This is a genomic window from Xanthomonas indica, from assembly GCF_040529045.1.
GTDB lineage: Bacteria > Pseudomonadota > Gammaproteobacteria > Xanthomonadales > Xanthomonadaceae > Xanthomonas_A > Xanthomonas_A indica.
Genome location: NZ_CP131914.1, coordinates 1,406,724 through 1,424,460, shown reverse-complemented (window position 1 = coordinate 1,424,460; position 17,737 = coordinate 1,406,724). Strand labels below are relative to the sequence as shown.

Here is a 17,737-nt window from a genome sequence, read left to right as displayed (position 1 = left end):
CCGGGCAGCGCACCGGGATGGCATGCGTGAGCAGTTCGACTGCGGCGCATCCCGTCCACCGCAAAGCGCGCGGCTGGCTCTAAGCTGTGCCGATGAGCGCATCGCCTCCCGCTTCCGTCCCCCGTCCGCGCGCGCTGCTGCTGTGGCGGCTGCTGGCACTGTTCTACGACGCCTGGCCGGTGCTGGCGCTGTGGTTCGCGGTCTCGGCGCTGTTCACCCTCGGCTACACCCTGGAGGGCCATGCCCCGCGCGAGAACATCGCGCCCTTCAGCGCCCTGCAGTGGCTGCTGTGGCTGTGCTGCTGGGCGGTGGCCGGGCTGTACGCCACGCTGAGCTGGCGCCGCGGCGGCCAGACCCTGGGGATGCGCCCGTGGCGGCTGCGCCTGCACGGCGCCGACGGCACCACGCCGAGCTGGGGCGCGCTGTGGCGGCGCTATCTGGTGGGCAGCGTGTCGTTGCTGCTGGGCGGGCTGGGGTTCTGGTGGGCGCTTTTTGATCGCGAACGGTTGACCTGGCACGACAGGGCCAGCGGCACCTATCTGACACGATTGCCGAAAGCAAAGCCCTGACCGCAGGACATGGGCGCGCGGCGGCACAACCGCTCTTGCCTTATTGGATCAAGGCTGCAAACGACCTCGGGATTGCTTCGCCGCCGAGCCGCGCACGGCATGCACCAGGCGCATGATCGTGCACTGCCCCAGCGCTTGCAGCGCACATCCCATCAAGTACAGCAGCAACAGAAACGGCGGTACCAGCAACAGATAGCTGGCAACCCAGGACAGTCCGTGCAGCGCGTGGTCCACGCCCAACGCTTCCAATGCCAGCATCTGCGGTGTCAACGGCAACTGCAAAAATACGAAGCGACCCTTTTCATCGGCGCCAAGCGCCATCCACACGCATGACGCCACCAGCGCCGCGTACAGCATGCACAGACCGAAGCCGAGCAGGCCGCGCCGGCGCATGACTAACTGCTGCGTTTGCGGAACAGCAACCAGGACACAGTGAGCATCACCAGCGGCGGCAAGGCGTAGGCGATGCGGTAGTCGAACTTCAGCGCGCCGGCCATGCGTCCGAAGAACAGCTGCAGCAGCCAGAACACCAGGGCGAACAGGATGCCCAGGAACAGGCGCTTGCCCATGCCGCCGCTGCGCAGCGCGCCGAACGCGAACGGGATCGCGGCGAAGCACAGCGCCAGCACGTTCAACGGATAGAACCAGCGGCTCCAGTACTGGTCCTCGTAGTCGCGCGCGTCCAGGCCGTTGCGGCGGCGGTACTCGATGCTGGTGTGCAGGTCGCGCGCCGACAGGTTGCGCGGCTTGGCCAGGCCCGAGGCCAGCGCCGCCGCATCCAGCCGCGATTGCCACGGCAGGCTGTCGAACTTCTCGCGCTGCACCGAGCGCTCGGCGAAGGTGTCGCGGTAGGCCTGCTTGAGGGTCCAGCCGCTGTGCCGGTGCTCGGCGATGGCGGCATGGGTCAGCGAGGCCAGCCGGCCGTTCTCGTCCAGCGTGTACAGGCGCACGTCGCGCAATTCCAGCCAGGTGCCGCCGTCGTCTTCCAGGTGCTCTTCGCCGGCCTGCGCGTTGAGGAAGGTGTTGCCCTCGCGCGCCCACAGCCCGGAGTAGCGGGCCATGCTCATGTCGCCGTTGTACTTGGCGTTGGCCTTGATCGCATCGGCCTGGTTCTGCGCCCACGGCGCCAGGGTCTCGCCGTTGACCACCATGGCCACGGTCAGCACCGCCATGGTCGCCGCCGCGGCCAGGCTCAGCCGGCGCCGCGACAGGCCCAGCGCGCGCAGCGCGGTCAGCTCGGAGGTGGCGGCGAGCTGGCCCAGGCCCATCAGCACGCCGATCACCGCGCCGGTGGGGAACAGGGTGTAGGCGCGGCGCGGCACCGTGTAGGCCACGAACGCGGCCGCATGGCCCAGGCTGTAGCTGCCAGTGCCGATCGTCTTAAACTCGTTGGACAGGGCCATGATCACGTCCAGGCCCAGCAGCACCGCCCAGGTCAGCAGCACCGTGCCGAGCACGGCGCGGCCCACGTACACATCGTGCAGGTTCGGACGCAGCCTCATGCCGGCTGCCTCCGCGGCCGCGACAGCCGGCCATCGCGCAGGTACATCCACACCGACAACGCCAGCAGCGGCAGGGTCAGCCACCACAGGCCGAGCGCGCGCGGCAGCTTCTCGGTGCTCAGCCACTGCGTGCCGAGGAACATCAGGTTGGTGCCGACCAGGTAGGCCAGGAACGCCAGCATGATCCGGCCATAGCGCTGCTGTCGCGGCGAGCTGCGCGACAGCGGCAGGGTCAGCAGGGCGAAGGCCAGCGCCAGCAGCGGCGGCGCCAGGCGCGCATGCAACTGCGCGTTGGCCTGCGGCCGCGGATCGCCAATCAGCTTGGCGGTGGGCAGCAGCTCCGGATCGTCGTCCTTGCGCGCGGCGTCACGGTCCGGCAACGCCACGTCGTTGCTGACGAAGCGCATCATCCGGTAGTCCAGCCCGTCGCCGGCCAGCGGCCCCTCGACCCGGTAGCCGTCCTCCAGGCGCAGGTAGCGGTCGGCCTTGCCCTCGAAGAACATGGCGCCGCGCTGCGCGGTGACCACGTCCAGGCGGCCGTCCTTCTGCCGCTGCATGAACACCTTGCTGAGCTTGGTGCCGTCCCCGGACAGGGTGCTGATGTAGACGATGCCGCCGTCGGACAGCGGGGTGAAGCGCCCGGCCTCCAGCCCGGCCATCAGCAGGCTATGGTTGGCCTCGTCGATCAGCCGGTCGGAGGTGCGGTCGGCCCAGGGGCCCAGCCACAGCGAGCACATGCCAACCAGGGTCACCACCGGGATCACCAGCATCAGGATCGGCCGCAGCAGGCGCCGCGGGCCCACGCCGATGGCGGTGATCACCGCCATTTCCGAATCCCGGTACAGCCGCGCCAGCGCCAGCAGCAGGCCCAGCATCAGCGCCAGCGGCAGAATCAGCGGCAGGTACACCACGAACTGCAGGCCCAGCTGTGAAAACAACAACTTGGCCGGGATGCGGCCATCGGCGATGTTGCCCAGGATGTCCACCAGCACACCACCGACGCTGACCACCAGCAGCACGATCAGGGTGGCCGAGAAGCTCTGGACGAAATCGCGCAGCAGGTATCGATCGAGCTTCGGCATGGGGGTGGGTTGATTTAAACTCTCGGATTCGTTCGCGGCGGACCCAGCCTATCCGACTGGGGGTAAAGAGTCGCGATTGTACGGATTTGCCAACGGAATCTGATCAATGGCCCTGGAATTCACCCTGAACCACGACGCCCCGGCCACCGCGGCGTTCGACTGCATCGTCGTCGGCGTGTTCGCCGACAAGCGCCTGTCCCCGGCCGCCCAGGCCCTGGACGCGGCCAGCGGCGGACGCCTGACCGCGCTTGCCGAACGCGGCGACGTCAGCGGCAAGACCGGCGCCACCGCCCTGCTCCACGACCTGCCCGGCGTGAAGGCGCCGCGCGTGCTCGCGGTGGGCCTGGGCGACGCCGCCAAGTTCGGCGTGCCGCAATACCTGAAGGCGGTCGGCGACGCCGCGCGCGCCCTCAAGAGCGGGCCGGCGACCAGCGCGCTGCTGACCCTGAGCGAGCTGGAGGTCAAAGGTCGCGACCAGGCCTGGGCGATCCGCCAGGCGGTGATCGCCAGCGACCACGCCTGCTACCGCTACACCGCCACCCTCGGCAAGAAGAAGCCCGACGACAGCGGCCTGGCGCAGTTGGCCGTGCACGGCGACGACGCCACCGCGCTGGCCCAGGGCGAGGCGATCGCCGCCGGCGTGAAATTCGCCCGCGAACTGGGCAACCTGCCGCCGAACCTGTGCACCCCGGCCTACCTGGCCGAGACCGCCGCCGCCTTCGCCCAGGGCGTGGACGGCGCCGAGGCCGAGATCCTCGACGAGACGCAGATGCAGGAGCTGGGCATGGGCTCGCTGCTGGCGGTGGCGCGCGGCTCGGCCAACCGGCCGCGGTTGCTGGTGCTGAAGTGGAACGGCGGCGGCGATGCCCAGCCCTACGTGCTGGTCGGCAAGGGCATCACCTTCGACACCGGCGGCGTCAACCTGAAGACGCAGGGCGGCATCGAGGAGATGAAGTACGACATGTGCGGCGGCGCCAACGTCATCGGCACCTTCGTCGCCGCGGCCACTGCGCGCCTGCCGCTGAACCTGGTGGTGGTGGTGCCGGCGGTGGAGAACGCCATCGACGGCAATGCCTACCGCCCGTCGGACGTGATCACCAGCATGTCCGGCAAGACCATCGAGGTCGGCAACACCGACGCCGAGGGCCGCCTGATCCTGTGCGACGCGCTGACCTACGCCGAGCGCTTCAAGCCGGCGGCGCTGATCGACGTGGCCACCCTCACCGGCGCCTGCATGGTCGCCCTCGGCCACCAGACCGCCGGCCTGATGAGCAAGCACGACGACCTGGCCGCCGAACTGCTGGCCGCCGGCGAGCACGTGTTCGACCGCGCCTGGCGCCTGCCGCTGTGGGACGAGTACCAGGGCCTGCTGGATTCCAGCTTCGCCGACGTCTACAACATCGGCGGCCGCTGGGCCGGCGCGATCACCGCCGGCTGCTTCCTGTCGCGCTTCACCGAAGGCCAGCGCTGGGCGCACCTGGACATCGCCGGCGTGGCCAGCGACGAAGGCAAGCGCGGCATGGCCACCGGCCGCCCGGTGGGCTTGCTGTCGCAGTGGTTGCTGGACCGCGCCGCGGGCGGCGCGGCGTGATTGGGGAGTCGGGATTGGGGATTCGTGAAAAGCGCCTCCGCGTTTCCTTCGCGTGTCCCCTGCCCCAGCAGGCGACCATGATCCGCGGTTGCCAATCCCCAATCCCCAATAACGAATCCCCGCTCTGATGCGCGCCGACTTCTATCTGATCGCCAAGCCGCGGTTCCTCAACGAACCGCTGCGGCTGGTGTGCGAGCTGGCGCGCAAGGCCAACGACGCCAACCTATGGACCCTGGTGCTGGCGCGCGACATGGCCCAGGCCGAGGAGCTGGACGAACTGCTGTGGGCGTTCGATGCCGACGCCTACATCCCGCACCAGATCGCCGACGCCGATGCCGACGAAGAAGAGGCGCAGGTGCTGATCGTGCCGCCCGGCGTCGACGCGCCGGAGCGCCCGCTGGTGATCAACCTGCGCGATGCGCCCTACCTCGGCGCCTGCGAGCGCGTCCTGGAAGTGGTCCCGGCCGACCCATCCGCGCGCGAACCGCTGCGCGAGCGCTGGAAGCAGTACAAGGCGCAGGGCTACGCGGTCACCAAGCACGATATGTGAGGAGCCGGGATTCGGGATTGGGGATTGGGGATTCGGATGAATTCCTGCCCCGCTCCCTCATCGGCACCGCACGGCAAGACATCCCGAATCACCAATCCCCAATCCCGGCTTTTCCATGACCACCCTCGCCTCCAGCTACGACCCCAAGTCCTTCGAATCGCGCCTGTACGCGCAATGGGAAGCGTCCGGTTACTTCGCGCCGTCCGGGCAGGGCACGCCGTACACGGTGCTGCTGCCGCCGCCGAACGTAACCGGCACGCTGCACATGGGCCACGCCTTCCAGCAGACGCTGATGGATGCGCTGGTGCGCTACCACCGCATGCGCGGCTTCGACACGCTGTGGCAGGTCGGCAGCGACCATGCCGGCATCGCCACCGAGATGGTGGTGTCACGCAACCTGACCCTGGAAGGCAAGGGCGAGACCCGCGATTCGCTGGGCCGCGACGGCTTCATCGCCAAGGTCTGGGAGTGGAAGCAGCACTCCGGCGACACCATCGAGCGGCAGATGCGCCGCCTCGGCACCTCCGCCGACTGGTCGCGCAGCACCTTCACCATGGATCCGCAGCCGTCGGCGGCGGTGGTCGAGGCCTTCGTGCGCTGGCACGAACAGGGCCTGATCTACCGCGGCCAGCGCCTGGTCAACTGGGACCCGGTGCTGAAGACCGCGATCTCCGACCTGGAAGTGGAGAACGTCGAGGAAGACGGCTTCCTGTGGTCGATCGCCTACAAACTGGACGACGGCGCCAGCTACGAACACGTCGAGCACGACGCCGACGGCAACGAGACCCTGCGCGAGACCCGCGACTACCTGGTGGTCGCCACCACCCGCCCGGAAACCCTGCTCGGCGATACCGCGGTGATGGTGCACCCGGAGGACGCGCGCTATGCGCACCTGATCGGCAAGACGGTGACGCTGCCGCTGACCGGCCGCCGCGTGCCGGTGATCGGCGACGACTACGTCGATCGCGCGTTCGGCACCGGCGTGGTCAAGGTCACCCCGGCGCACGACTTCAACGACTACCAAGTCGGCGTGCGGCATGGGTTGCCGATGATCAACATCCTGACCCCGGAAGCCAAAATCATTGGAATTTCCAGTTATCGCCAACGCCGCGATAGCGAAAATCCGCGCAGCCCGATCTTGACCCAAGAACGAGATGCCTTGCCTTTTGATCTTGGAATTCCAGAAAAGTACTGGAACCTGGACCGCTTCGAGGCACGCAAGGCGGTGCTGGCCGATCTGGAAGACCTCGGCATCCTGGTCGAGACCAAGCCGCACAAGCTGCAGGTGCCGCGCGGCGACCGCACCGGCCAGGTGATCGAGCCGTATCTGACCGACCAGTGGTTCGTGAAGATGGACGCGCTGGCCAAGCGCGGCCTGGAGCTGGTCGAGTCCGGGCAGATCCAGTTCGTGCCGCCGAACTGGATCAACACCTATCGCCACTGGATGGAGAACATCCAGGACTGGTGCATCAGCCGCCAGCTGTGGTGGGGCCATCGCATTCCAGCCTGGTTCGACGACGCCGGCAATTGCTACGTTGGCCGCGACGAGGCGGACGCGCGCGCCAAGGGCGGCCTCGGCGCCGACGTCGCGCTGCACCAGGACAGTGATGTGCTGGAGACCTGGTTCTCCTCGCAGCTGTGGCCGTTCGCGACCATGGGCTGGCCGGATCCGCAGGCGATGGCCGAGCGCGGCTTCGACCGCTACCTGCCGTCGAGCGTGCTGGTCACCGGCTTCGACATCATCTTCTTCTGGGTGGCGCGCATGATCATGGCCACCGACAGCTTCACCGGCAAGGTGCCGTTCCGCGACGTCTACATCACCGGCCTGATCCGCGACAAGGACGGGCAGAAGATGTCCAAGTCCAAGGGCAACGTGCTCGATCCGCTGGACATCATCGACGGCATCAGCATCGAGGACCTGGTCGCCAAGCGCACCACCGGGCTGATGCAGCCGCGCATGGCCGAGAAGATCGAGAAGGCCACGCGCAAGGAATTCCCCGACGGCATCATCGCCCACGGCGCCGACGCGCTGCGTTTCACCATCGCCGCGCTGGCCGGCCACGGCCGCGACATCAAGTTCGACCTTGGCCGCGCCGAGGGCTACAAGAACTTCTGCAACAAGTTGTGGAACGCCAGCCGCTTCGTGCTCATGAACACGCGCCAGGAAGATGTGGACGCGGCGACCATCACGAACGCGTCGCCACGCGCCCAGGTGGCGAACCACGCGGACACCGCTTCGAATGCCAGTTCCGCCTCGCTTGCACCGGTCACCGATGCCGAGAAGTGGATCCTGCTGCGGTTGCAGGCGGTCACGGCCGAGGCGCAGGCGCAGTTCGCCGCATACCGCTTCGACCTGCTCGCGCAATGCCTGTACGAGTTCGCCTGGAACGAGTTCTGCGACTGGTTCCTGGAACTGGCCAAGCCGGCGCTGAGCGGCGACGACGCGGCCGCCGCCGACAGCACCCGCCACACCCTGCTGCACGTGCTGGAGACCCTGCTGCGCCTGCTGCACCCGCTGACCCCGTTCGTCACCGAGGAACTGTGGCAGCAGGTGGCGCCGCGCCTGGGCATCGCCGCGCCGACCATCTCGCTGCAGCCGTACCCGGACGCGGCGGCGATGGACGTGGCCGCCTACGCCGGCGCCGCGGCCGACGTGGAATGGCTGAAGGCGATGGTGTCGGCGCTGCGCCGCGTGCGCAGCGAATTGCAGGTGGCGCCGTCGCGGCAGGTGCCGCTGCTGCTGCAGGGCGGCCAGGCACAGGATCGTGCGCAGATTGATAACCCCACGGTGGTTTCCGAAAAGTCCGCTCCCTCTTACTGGACGCAAGACCGTGCCCGCGTAGAACGGTTCACGCCGCAGCTGCGCTTCCTACTCAAGCTCGACGATATTGAGTGGCTGCAGGATGGTGCCGCGTCGCCGGCCGCGGCCACCGCGATCGTCGGCGAGCTGAAGCTGCTGGTGCCGCTGGAAGGGCTGGTCGACCTGGATGCCGAACGCCTGCGCCTGGACAAGGAGATCGCCCGCGTCGCGTCCGAGAAGGACAAGAGCGAGGCCAAGCTGGGCAAGTTCACCGACAAGGTGCCGGCCGCGGTGGTCGAGCAGGAACGCCAGCGCCTGGTCGACTGGAGCGCGCAGCTCGACGGCCTGCGCGCGCAGCGCGCCAAGCTGTAGGAGCAGCGCGATCACGCCACCGTAGGAGCGGCTTCAGCCGCGACCTGGTTTTCATGGGAACGCCCGGTCGCGGCTGAAGCCGCTCCTACGACGCGCTGCCGAAATTGCCGCACCACCACACCGCCGCCCGGTCTTCCAGGCGGCGGCGCAGCGATCCTTCAGAGCTTGCCGGCGCCGGCCTTGGCCTTGACGTCGGCGGCCACCTTGTTCGCCGGCAGCAGCGAGTAGGTGTACGGCGGGGTCCAGCCGATGCTGTTGTTCCAGGAGCAGGTCAGCGCCTTGCCGTTGAGCAACGAGCCGAAATCGCGGTAGACGCTGCCGCCGTAGTCGGCCGCGATCTTGTCGCAGCTGCTCACACCACTGATGTCGAAGACGTTGTTCTCGGAGAAGATCTTCGACTCCTTTCCGACGCCGTGCGCGTAGGAGAACGGATACACCGCGTGGCTGGTGCTGCCCACGTGGTAGTTGTTGTACAGGTGCACCTGGCCGAAGCGCACACGCGGCGCGCGCGCGGAGATGTTCTCGAACAGGGTGTTGTGGATGGTCACCTTGAGCTTGCCGCTGTCGGTGCTGGAGGCGCTGTCGCTGGAGCCGATCAGGTTGTTCTTCTCGTGCGACTTGAACGCCGAGTAGGACACGGTGACGTAGTTGGCGCCCTTCTTGATGTCCAGCGCGCCGTCGTGGTGCTGCTTGGGCCGGCCGTTGGCGGTGCCGTTCTGGTCGTCGGTGCGGCGGCCGTCGGTGAAGGTCACATGGTCTACCCACACGTTGCTGGCGCCCTCGATGGTCATGCCGTCGTATTCGGAATTCCAGTTGCCGGCGCTGCCGTCGTCCGGATCCCACACCGGCTGCGGATCCCACGGGTTCTCGATGGTCAGGTTGCGCACGATCACGTCGTTGGCCTTGACGTAGAAGTAGCCCTCGCGGATCTCGGCGTTGCTGCCCACGCCGATCAGCGTGGTCTTGGTCGGGATGTCCAGGCGTGCGCGGCTCTTCATGTCCGCGGTGGTGCTGTACGGCGTGCCTTCGCTGATGTCGATGATGCCGTTGACCTTGATGATGCGGCCATTGCTGCCGGCGCTGGCCTTCAGCGCAGCCTTCAGCTGCGCCGCCGTGCTGACGCTGTAGACGTCGGCCGCGGCGGCCTTGGAACCGCCCTTGGTGCCGCCGTTCTGCGTGGCCCAGCCGGTGCTGGCGACCTCCAGGCTGGCGTCGGCCTGGGCGGCGCCAGCGATGCCGGCCAGGCACAGGGCCAGGCCGAACGTGCGCAGCGGCGAGCGCGGCGATGGAGCGATGCGGGACTGCGTGGTCATCCTGGAAACCTCGTGAGCATGCGTGGTTTGGACGCAGGCGCGCGCGCTCCGCCAAAGCGGCATGCACGGCGACGCCTGCGCGATCGCTGTCCCCTCGGACACTGCGGGTCATGCCTTCGTGGGAGGCAGGCGCCGAAGAGGCGCGCACTGTAGGGAGCGCGTAGCCCGTGTAAAGAGACGATGGAGAAACGCACGATCCAACCGCACGATATGTGAGCCGCATCGAACGAATCGACCGCGCGCGACAGTGCGCCGCGACGCCATCGCTGCGGGACAACAACGCTGTCCCACCGACAGTGAGCGACATTGCGCGGTTCGCCTGCAACCGCGCAAAAACACCGGAAAAAGCCGCCAAGGCGATTGGGCGCGCGCCGGGCCTTGCCCAGCGGCGCGCGGCACGCAGGCCCGATCACCGCAGCGAACACGCTGCCGGCACCACCGCCGACCGCCTGCAGCGGGATCGCTCAGCTCATGTGGTGTGGCGCGCGGCGCAGTGCCGTTGCGCCGCCCGGGCACAGGCCAGCACCATCCACCATCCCCTCATCGGCCGCGTGCGCCGACGCTGTCCGCACACAAGCGACAGCAGCGCACGAAGGACCCTACGTCGCCCGCGGCGGACGCGCAGGGATCTCAGGACATGCCATCGAAGAACAGCTCGATCGCCATCACCAGCGCGTCCTCGCGACCGTTCGCGGCCGGGTAGTAGCGCGGGCGCCGGCCGATCTCGTTGAAGCCTTCGCTGTGGTACAGGGCGATCGCGTTGGGATTGGACGGGCGCACTTCCAGGAACACCCGGCGCGCACCGAGGTCGACGCCGTACTTGATCAGCGCGCGCAGCAGCAGTCGGCCGTAGCCGCGCGACTGCCGCTCCGGCGCCACGCAGACGTTGAGGATGTGCGCCTCGTCGGCGGCGACGCTGATCACCCCGTAGCCGACGATCGTGCCCTCCTCCACCAGCACCCAGCCCGGATAGCCGGCCTGCAGGCAGTCGCGGAAGATGCCGCGGGTCCAGGGGAACGGATAGGCGCGGCGCTCGATCTCCATCACCGCGTCCAGATCGGCCTCGCGCAAGGCACGCAGCGTGGCCGTCGGCGCCGGTGCCGAGCCGAGCGCGCTCATCGCGGCACCCGCTTGCGCAGCGCGCGCAGCTGCGGCCACAGCGCGCGCTTGGCCGCGGCATTGCCACGCAGTTCGTCCAGCGGCCAGGTCGCCATCAGCGCCTGCGTGGCCGGATCGTTGGGATTGAGGCCGGAGGCGCGCAGCAGGGCGATCTGCAGGCGGTCGGGCAGGCGCAGCCCGACCCGGCGCGCCCCTGCCGCGGGCGCCGCTCGCACCGCGTCCGGCTGCACCGTCGGCGCCGGTGGCGCGGATGCCCGCCGCCGCTCCGGTGCGTCGCCGGCCGGCATGTCGGCGGCGTGGCCGCCACGTGGCGGCGCCGATGCCGATGGCGCGCGCTGCACCGGCGCCGCCGGCTCGATCGCCGGCGACGCGGCGGGCTCGGGCTCGACCACGGCCGCGGCGTCCACGTAGACGGTGTGGCCGAGCGCCTGCAGCCAGCCGACCTGCTCGGCCGACCACAACGGCGCATGTCCGGACGCGTGCTCGCTCATGCCGTGTCCGGCACCCTTCGCCAGCGCCGCCACAGCCACAGGCACGGCCCGGACAGCGCGTACAGCACGCCGATCGCCAGCAGCGCCCGCGCCAGGTCGATGACCAGCACCGCCAGCACGATCGGCGCCAGCACCAGCATCAGGAACGGCACCCGGTCGGTACGCGGGCCCTTCTCGCCGCTGCCCTTGAAGCTCCAGAAGCGGATGCGGCTGACCATCAGCAGCGCCGCGGTCACGGTCAGGCCCAGGGCCACGTAGCGCAGCTGTTCGCCGTCCCAGCCCAGCGAGCCATCGGCGAAGGACCAGACGAAGGCCATCATCAGCCCGGCCGCGGCCGGGCTGGCCAGGCCCACGAACCAGCGCTTGTCGACCGTGCCGACCTGGGTATTGAAGCGGGCCAGGCGTAGCGCGGCGCAGGCCGCGTACAGGAACGCCGCCGACCAGCCGACCCGGCCCAGCATGCTGCCGTCGAACTTCAGCGCCGACAGCGACCAGTGGTACATCACCAGCGCCGGCGCCATGCCGAAGCTGACCAGGTCGGCCAGCGAGTCGTACTGCACGCCGAATTCGCTGCTGGTGCCGGTCAGCCGCGCCACGCGCCCGTCCAGCCCGTCCATCACCGCGGCCACGAACACCGCCACGCTGGCGTGCACGAACTGGCCGTTGGCGGCGGCGATGATGGCGTAGAAACCGGAGAACAGGCCGGCGGTGGTGAACAGGTTCGGCAGCAGGTAGATGGTGCGCGAACGGGGGGGCGGTCGGGATGGGTCCATCCCGTCAGTCTAATCGACTTGCCAGGCCCGTCGGCGGGTGCTGCAATCGGCGCTCCCGCCGCGCCCTGGAGACCGAGATGCGCGTCCTGCCCCGGCTTTGCTGCCTGCCCCTGCTCGCCGTCAGCGGCATGCTCGGCGCCACCACCCTGTACCAATGGAAGGACGCGCAGGGCGTCACCCACTATGCCGAGACCCCGCCCGCCGGCGGCAAGTACCAGGTCCGCAAGGTCGACACCCGCGGCGACGCCCCGGCCGAGACGCCCGCGGCGGCCCCGGCCGAGAACGGCCAGTGCCTGACCGCGCGCAAGAACCTGGACATCCTCAACAAGCCCGGCAAGATCACCACCGACAGCGATGGCGACGGCAAGCCGGACGGGGAACTGGACGAATCCCAGCGCGCCTCGCAGAAGGCCCTGGCCGAGGCCGCGATCAAGGCCTACTGCACCCCGGCGGCCGCACCCGCCAGGTAACCCGCACGCACCCCGAACGCGCCGGGCCGGCCGCGGGCGATGCCCGCAGCGCCGGCAATGACTGGCAAAATGGGCGACCCGCCGTCTGCGAAGCCCCTCGATGCGCCTTTCCCAGTTCCACCTGCACACCACCAAGGAAACCCCGGCCGACGCCGAACTGGTCAGCCACCAGCTGATGCTGCGCGCGGGCATGATCCGCAAGCTCGCCTCCGGCCTGTACACCTGGTCGCCGCTGGGCCTGCGCGTGCTGCGCAAGGTGGAAACCGTGGTGCGCGAGGAAATGAACCGCGCCGGCGCGGTGGAAGTGCTGTTCCCGACCATCCAGCCGCGCGAGCTGTGGGATGCCACCGGACGCTGGAGCAAGTTCGGCGGGCTGATGCTGCGCATGCAGGACCGCAAGGAACAGGACTACTGCTACAGCCCAACCGCCGAAGAGGCCGCCGCCGATTTCGCGCGGCAGGAGCTGAGCAGCTACAAGCAGCTGCCGGTCAACTTCTACCAGATCCAGACCAAGTTCCGCGACGAGATCCGCCCGCGCTTCGGGGTGATGCGTGCGCGCGAGTTCCTGATGAAGGACGCCTATTCGTTCCACCTCAGCGACGAGGACCTGGCACGCGAATACGAGAACATGAAGGCGGCCTACACCCGCATCTTCACCCGCCTGGGCCTGCAGTTCCGCGCGGTGCAGGCCGATTCGGGCGACATCGGCGGCGACGCCTCGCAGGAATTCCACGTGCTGGCCGCCTCCGGCGAGGATTCGCTGGCGTTCTCCACCGGCTCGGACTACGCGGCCAACGTCGAGGCGGCGATCGCCGCAGCGCCGGCGCCGCGCGCGGCGGCAGGCGAGGACCTGCGCAAGGTCGCCACGCCCACCCAGAAGACCTGCGAGGCGGTAGCCGAGCTGCTCGGCATCCCGCTGCAGCGCACGGTCAAGTCGGTGGCGGTGATGGCCGGCGAGACCTTCGTGCTGGCGCTGGTGCGCGGCGATCACACGATCAACGAGATCAAGCTGGGCAAGGTCGCCGGCCTGGCCGGTTACCGCATGGCCAACGAGGCCGAGATCCGCGCGCACCTGGGCAGCGAACCGGGCTTCCTCGGCCCGCTGAGCCCGCGCCAGCCGATCCGCGTGGTCGCCGACCGCGACGTGGCGGCGCTGGCCGACTTCGTGGTCGGCGCCAACGAGTCCGGCTTCCACCTGGCCGGGGTCAACTGGGGCCGCGACCTGCCGGAACCGGACGCCGTCGCCGACCTGCGCAACGTGGTCGAAGGCGAACGCGCCCACGACGGCGGCGAGATCCGCCTGGCGCGCGGCATCGAGGTCGGCCATGTGTTCCAGCTCGGCCGCCAGTATGCGCAGGCGCTGGACGCCACCGTGGTGGACGAGAACGGCAAGACCGTGACGCTGGCGATGGGCTGCTACGGCATCGGCATTTCCCGCATCGTCGCCGCGGCGATCGAGCAGAACCACGACGACGTCGGCATCCGCTGGCCGCAGCCGATGGCGCCGTGGACGGTGGCGGTGTGCGTGATCAATCCCAAGCGCGACGCGGCGGTGGACGCCGCCGGCGAAGCGTTGCTGGCGGAACTGCAGCAGGCCGGGCTGGACGCGGTGCTGGACGACCGCGGCCTGCGCCCCGGCGCGATGTTCGCCGATATCGAACTGATCGGCGTGCCGCACCGGGTGGTGGTCTCGGAACGGGGCTTGGCCGCCGGCACCTTCGAATATCGCGCGCGCAGCGGCGGCGATGCCGAACACCTCGATCGTGCCACCTTGCTGGCCCGATTGCAGGCATGACCAAAGGGCCGGGACGATATCCCGGCCCTTTTTCTTTACGCCACCATCACGCCACATGGGCGAAACCGACAGAGTATCGCCGCAATTGAATACGTCCGGCATGAATCCATAAGGACATATTCCAGGGGATTGCGTTCGCAGATACCCGGACGCGAATAAGCCGGATATTTGTCAAGCTGATTCGGCATCATTATGATTCTGCGCTGCCAGGGAATGGCGGAAGGCCACCACCCATTTTCCGGAGTAAAGATGACCATCGATCTCAGCGGCCTGTCGGCCAAGCAATTGGGCGCCCTCATCAAGACCGCCAAGAAGCAGCAGTCCATCGTCGCCAAGCGCACTCCCATCGCCAAGGTCCGCACCCAGTTGACCCGTCTGGCCAAGAGCCACGGCTACAGCATCGAGGAAGTCTTCGGCGGCGCTCCCGCCGCACGCGGCCGCAAGGCCGGCAAGCCGGGCCCGAAGCCGGGCCGCAAACTGGGCAAGGTACCGCCGAAATACCGCAATCCCGCCAATGCCGCCGAAACCTGGACCGGCCGCGGCAAGCAGCCGCGCTGGCTGGCCGACCTGGTCGCCAAGGGCAAGAAGGTCGAGGATTTCCTGATCGCCGGTGGCGCTGCCAAGTCCGCCGCACCGGCCAAGAAAACCGCCAAGAAGGCGGTCAAGCGCGTCGCCAAGAAGGCCAGCAAGAGCACCGCGCCGAAAGCCTGATCCGGCAACGGAAATACCGACGAAAAACGCCGGCGCATGCCGGCGTTTTTTATTACCGGATTCAAAGATTCTTGCGCGCCGGCACCAGAAGATTGCCGAACAACAGGCCGGCAACCAGCGCCATCACGATATTGGTCACCGTCAGCAGCGCCGATTGTCCGCCGAGCACGTCCTGCTGCTGGACCAGGGTCAGCAACCCGCGCAGGCTGGCGCTGCCGGGCACCAGCATGATGATTCCCGGCAGCCGCACCAGCGCCCCCGGCCGCTGCACGATGCGCCCGAACAGATTGCCGGCCGCGGTCAGCACCATCGCCGACAGGAAGATGCCGACCGGGCTGCCCCAGGCGTCGCCGGCGAAGCGCGCGATCGTATAGCCGGCCACCGAAGCGGCCATCACGAACGGATAATCGCGACCGCTGGCCTTGAACAGCAGCGCGAACGCGTAGGCGGCCACCAGCAGCGAGGCCCATTCCACCCAGCCGTGTTGCGGCCGCGACGCGCGCACCATCGGCTCCAGGCCGAGCAGTTGCGCCAGGGTCACCGCGATCACCGCGCCGACGGTCAGCTTGACGATGGTGGTGACCGCACCAGCGAAGCGCGCCGTGCCCGAAACCCAGTGCTGGCTGGTCAGTTCGTTGACCGCATTGGTCAGCGCCATACCCGGCAGCAGCACCACCAGCGAGGCGATGATCACCGTATTGAGATTCAGCGGCGCGACGAAACTGGCCACCAGGGTCGCGACGAAACCGGCCAGCAGCGCCGCCAGCGCGTCGTTGGCTTCCTTGGTCGCCGGGCGCTTGTCGGTGAGCTGGGTGAGCACGCCGATCAGCAGGCCGATCGCGGTGGCGGTGGCGATGTCCAGCCACGGCAGGCGCCACAGCCCGGCCACGCCGGCCGCGGCCAGACCGAAGCCGAGCACCTGCATCGCGATCCAGCGCGGTCCCGGCGGCTGGTCCAACTGGCGCAGCGCGGTGTGGCCCTGGGCCACGCTCATGCGCCCACTGGCCACGTCGTCGGCGATGCGGTCGGCGACGCTGAGCTTGTGCAGGTCGTTATCGCCCGGCGCCAGCCGCACCACGCGGGTGATGTCGCTGGAGCCGATCGCCTTGGTCGGGTCGCTGAAGCTGAGGATCAGCCCGGTCGGGTTGGACCAGGGTTCGCAGTCCAGGTCCAGTTGCTGCGCCAGTGCCACCACCGCCGCCTCCAGCCGCTGCGCGGTGGTGCCATAGGTGTGCAGTCGCCCGGCGATGTCGGAGACGAAGGCGATGCGCTGCGCGTAGGTCGCGGTGGCGGAGGGGCTGACGGTGGGAGCGGCGGGCATGTCGGCTAGTATGGCGCGAACGCCGCGCCCGGCCACCCGTCGCGATCACCACATCTGCAACACGGGCGAAACAGGTATGCTCGCGCACCGGACGCCCCCATGATCGAACCGCAACCGCCCAAACTCAGCCAGGACGACCGAGACCCCTCGCGGGTGCGGCTGACCGGCAGTTGGACCCTGGCCACGGCCCTGGCCTCCTCGGAAGTGCTGCGCGGCATGCCGGCCGGCACCACCGGCATCGACGCCAGCGGCATCGCCCAGCTGGATTCGGCCGGGGTGCTGCAGTTGATGCGCTACGCCACGCGCAACGGCATCGCCCACGAGGCGCTGGATTTCCGCCAGGATCACCGCGCGCTGGTCTCCACCATCGAGGACGTGGCCGACGACCGCCCCAAGCGCAAGCGCGACTACGGCTTCGCCGCGGCGCTGGAGCGCCTGGGCTACGCGGTCCACCGCAACGGCAAGGAAATCGTCGCCCTGGTCGGCTTCCTTGGCGAGACCCTGGTCAAGTTGCTGCGGCTGCTGCACGCGCCGCGCCGGTTCCGCCTGACCGCCACCGTGCACCACATGGAGCAGGTCGGCCTGGACGCGGTACCACTGGTGGCGCTGCTGTCCTACCTGGTCGGCGCGGTGATCGCCTTCCTCGGCTCCACCATCCTGCGCGACTTCGGCGCCGAGATCTATGTGGTGGAGCTGGTCAGCATCGCCTTCCTGCGCGAGTTCGCGGTGCTGCTGACCGCGATCGTGCTGGCCGGGCGCACCGCCAGCGCCTTCACCGCGCAGATCGGCGCGATGAAGGCGCGCGAAGAGGTCGACGCGATCCAGACCCTGGGCCTGGACCCGATGGACCTGCTGGTGATCCCGCGGCTGGTGGCGCTGCTGCTGATGCTGCCGCTGCTGACCTTCGTGGCGATGATCGCCGGCCTGGCCGGTGGCGTCACCGTCGGCGCCTTCGACCTGGGCATCCCGCCGCAGATGTACCTGGCGCGCATGCACGACACCATCCAGATCCGGCACATGCTGGTGGGCCTGTCCAAGGCGCCGATCTTCGCCATCGTGATCGGCCTGATCGGCTGCCTGGAAGGGCTGCGCGTGGAAGGCACCGCCCAGTCCGTCGGCGAGCGCACCACCTCCAGCGTGGTGCAGACGATCTCGCTGGTGATCATCATCGACGCGATCGCCGCGCTGTGGTTCATGAACATGGGGTGGTGATGGAGCCGGGATTGGAGATTGGAGATTGGGGATTGGTTGAAGCCGGGCGCTGCGCACCCGTGCGGG

General features: G+C 68.8%; 16 protein-coding genes. 8 read left to right on the top strand and 8 right to left on the bottom strand.

Annotated features, from left to right (window positions below):
• The first annotated feature begins 92 nt into the window (after positions 1 to 92).
• Positions 93 to 569, top strand: a complete 477-nt coding sequence (locus Q7W82_RS06140) for an RDD family protein (protein WP_242159744.1) — start codon at positions 93 to 95, stop codon at positions 567 to 569.
• Between the two features lie 48 nt (positions 570 to 617).
• On the opposite strand, the gene Q7W82_RS06135 is transcribed toward Q7W82_RS06140, so the two are convergent.
• The 3 genes from Q7W82_RS06135 to lptF are packed head-to-tail and all read right to left on the bottom strand — an operon-like array spanning position 618 to position 3,153.
• The gene (locus tag Q7W82_RS06135; protein ID WP_242159743.1) at positions 618 to 962 is read right to left on the bottom strand and encodes a hypothetical protein; all 345 of its coding nucleotides are present in this window, start codon (positions 960 to 962) and stop codon (positions 618 to 620) included.
• A 2-nt stretch (positions 963 to 964) separates the two neighbouring features.
• Positions 965 to 2,071 carry an LPS export ABC transporter permease LptG gene (gene lptG / locus Q7W82_RS06130; protein WP_242159742.1) on the bottom strand — a complete coding sequence of 369 codons (1,107 nt, stop codon included), beginning with the start codon at positions 2,069 to 2,071 and terminating at the stop codon, positions 965 to 967.
• Positions 2,068 to 3,153, bottom strand: a complete 1,086-nt coding sequence (gene lptF, locus Q7W82_RS06125; protein ID WP_160948123.1) for an LPS export ABC transporter permease LptF — start codon at positions 3,151 to 3,153, stop codon at positions 2,068 to 2,070. Before lptF ends, lptG begins: the two co-directional genes overlap by 4 nt.
• A gap of 106 nt (positions 3,154 to 3,259) precedes the next feature.
• Between lptF and Q7W82_RS06120 the strand changes: the two genes are divergently transcribed.
• The 3 genes from Q7W82_RS06120 (at position 3,260) to Q7W82_RS06110 (ending at position 8,466) form a co-directional block, all read left to right on the top strand.
• Entirely contained in the window at positions 3,260 to 4,744 is a 1,485-nt protein-coding gene (locus tag Q7W82_RS06120) for a leucyl aminopeptidase (protein ID WP_160948124.1), read from the top strand.
• 124 nt (positions 4,745 to 4,868) lie between these two features.
• Entirely contained in the window at positions 4,869 to 5,294 is a 426-nt protein-coding gene (locus Q7W82_RS06115; protein WP_242081849.1) for a DNA polymerase III subunit chi, read from the top strand.
• Between the two features lie 115 nt (positions 5,295 to 5,409).
• Positions 5,410 to 8,466, top strand: coding sequence for a valine--tRNA ligase (locus tag Q7W82_RS06110; RefSeq protein ID WP_242159741.1), 3,057 nt, complete (start codon positions 5,410 to 5,412; stop codon positions 8,464 to 8,466).
• A 158-nt stretch (positions 8,467 to 8,624) separates the two neighbouring features.
• Here the strand turns inward: Q7W82_RS06110 and Q7W82_RS06105 are convergent, their stop codons facing one another.
• The 4 genes from Q7W82_RS06105 to pssA all read right to left on the bottom strand — a co-directional run bounded on the left by Q7W82_RS06105 (position 8,625) and on the right by pssA (position 12,162).
• Positions 8,625 to 9,779 (bottom strand): pectate lyase, encoded by a 1,155-nt coding sequence (locus tag Q7W82_RS06105; RefSeq protein ID WP_242159740.1) that lies wholly within the window; start codon positions 9,777 to 9,779, stop codon positions 8,625 to 8,627.
• A 630-nt stretch (positions 9,780 to 10,409) separates the two neighbouring features.
• Entirely contained in the window at positions 10,410 to 10,898 is a 489-nt protein-coding gene (gene rimI, locus Q7W82_RS06100; RefSeq protein WP_242159739.1) for a ribosomal protein S18-alanine N-acetyltransferase, read from the bottom strand.
• The gene (locus Q7W82_RS06095) at positions 10,895 to 11,389 is read right to left on the bottom strand and encodes a hypothetical protein (RefSeq protein ID WP_242159738.1); all 495 of its coding nucleotides are present in this window, start codon (positions 11,387 to 11,389) and stop codon (positions 10,895 to 10,897) included. The genes rimI and Q7W82_RS06095 overlap by 4 nt, the downstream gene beginning before the upstream one ends.
• Positions 11,386 to 12,162 carry a CDP-diacylglycerol--serine O-phosphatidyltransferase gene (pssA, locus tag Q7W82_RS06090; protein WP_242159737.1) on the bottom strand — a complete coding sequence of 259 codons (777 nt, stop codon included), beginning with the start codon at positions 12,160 to 12,162 and terminating at the stop codon, positions 11,386 to 11,388. The genes Q7W82_RS06095 and pssA overlap by 4 nt, the downstream gene beginning before the upstream one ends.
• 77 nt (positions 12,163 to 12,239) lie before the next feature.
• Between pssA and Q7W82_RS06085 the strand changes: the two genes are divergently transcribed.
• From Q7W82_RS06085 to Q7W82_RS06075, 3 genes are all read left to right on the top strand, one after another.
• A complete protein-coding gene (locus Q7W82_RS06085) occupies positions 12,240 to 12,632 on the top strand; it encodes a DUF4124 domain-containing protein (RefSeq protein WP_242159736.1) in 393 nt (130 codons plus the stop codon).
• A 100-nt stretch (positions 12,633 to 12,732) separates the two neighbouring features.
• Positions 12,733 to 14,427, top strand: a complete 1,695-nt coding sequence (locus Q7W82_RS06080; protein ID WP_242159735.1) for a proline--tRNA ligase — start codon at positions 12,733 to 12,735, stop codon at positions 14,425 to 14,427.
• 249 nt (positions 14,428 to 14,676) lie between these two features.
• The gene (locus Q7W82_RS06075) at positions 14,677 to 15,138 is read left to right on the top strand and encodes an H-NS histone family protein (protein WP_242159734.1); all 462 of its coding nucleotides are present in this window, start codon (positions 14,677 to 14,679) and stop codon (positions 15,136 to 15,138) included.
• Between the two features lie 61 nt (positions 15,139 to 15,199).
• Here Q7W82_RS06075 and Q7W82_RS06070 read toward each other — a convergent pair whose 3' ends face one another.
• The gene (locus Q7W82_RS06070) at positions 15,200 to 16,459 is read right to left on the bottom strand and encodes a threonine/serine exporter family protein (RefSeq protein WP_160948130.1); all 1,260 of its coding nucleotides are present in this window, start codon (positions 16,457 to 16,459) and stop codon (positions 15,200 to 15,202) included.
• A gap of 99 nt (positions 16,460 to 16,558) precedes the next feature.
• Between Q7W82_RS06070 and Q7W82_RS06065 the strand changes: the two genes are divergently transcribed.
• Entirely contained in the window at positions 16,559 to 17,671 is a 1,113-nt protein-coding gene (locus Q7W82_RS06065) for an ABC transporter permease (protein ID WP_242081816.1), read from the top strand.
• Positions 17,672 to 17,737: the final 66 nt, after the last annotated feature.

Bases quoted from the DNA above. Each gene is read 5' to 3' on its own strand.
- Q7W82_RS06140 (WP_242159744.1), top strand. From the start codon at position 93: ATGAGCGCATCGCCTCCCGCTTCCGTCCCCCGTCCGCGCGCGCTGCTG.
- Q7W82_RS06135 (WP_242159743.1), bottom strand. From the start codon at position 962: ATGCGCCGGCGCGGCCTGCTCGGCTTCGGTCTGTGCATGCTGTACGCG.
- lptG (WP_242159742.1), bottom strand. From the start codon at position 2,071: ATGAGGCTGCGTCCGAACCTGCACGATGTGTACGTGGGCCGCGCCGTG.
- lptF (WP_160948123.1), bottom strand. From the start codon at position 3,153: ATGCCGAAGCTCGATCGATACCTGCTGCGCGATTTCGTCCAGAGCTTC.
- Q7W82_RS06120 (WP_160948124.1), top strand. From the start codon at position 3,260: ATGGCCCTGGAATTCACCCTGAACCACGACGCCCCGGCCACCGCGGCG.
- Q7W82_RS06110 (WP_242159741.1), top strand. From the start codon at position 5,410: ATGACCACCCTCGCCTCCAGCTACGACCCCAAGTCCTTCGAATCGCGC.
- Q7W82_RS06105 (WP_242159740.1), bottom strand. From the start codon at position 9,779: ATGACCACGCAGTCCCGCATCGCTCCATCGCCGCGCTCGCCGCTGCGC.
- rimI (WP_242159739.1), bottom strand. From the start codon at position 10,898: ATGAGCGCGCTCGGCTCGGCACCGGCGCCGACGGCCACGCTGCGTGCC.
- Q7W82_RS06095 (WP_242159738.1), bottom strand. From the start codon at position 11,389: ATGAGCGAGCACGCGTCCGGACATGCGCCGTTGTGGTCGGCCGAGCAG.
- pssA (WP_242159737.1), bottom strand. From the start codon at position 12,162: ATGGACCCATCCCGACCGCCCCCCCGTTCGCGCACCATCTACCTGCTG.
- Q7W82_RS06085 (WP_242159736.1), top strand. From the start codon at position 12,240: ATGCGCGTCCTGCCCCGGCTTTGCTGCCTGCCCCTGCTCGCCGTCAGC.
- Q7W82_RS06080 (WP_242159735.1), top strand. From the start codon at position 12,733: ATGCGCCTTTCCCAGTTCCACCTGCACACCACCAAGGAAACCCCGGCC.
- Q7W82_RS06075 (WP_242159734.1), top strand. From the start codon at position 14,677: ATGACCATCGATCTCAGCGGCCTGTCGGCCAAGCAATTGGGCGCCCTC.
- Q7W82_RS06070 (WP_160948130.1), bottom strand. From the start codon at position 16,459: ATGCCCGCCGCTCCCACCGTCAGCCCCTCCGCCACCGCGACCTACGCG.
- Q7W82_RS06065 (WP_242081816.1), top strand. From the start codon at position 16,559: ATGATCGAACCGCAACCGCCCAAACTCAGCCAGGACGACCGAGACCCC.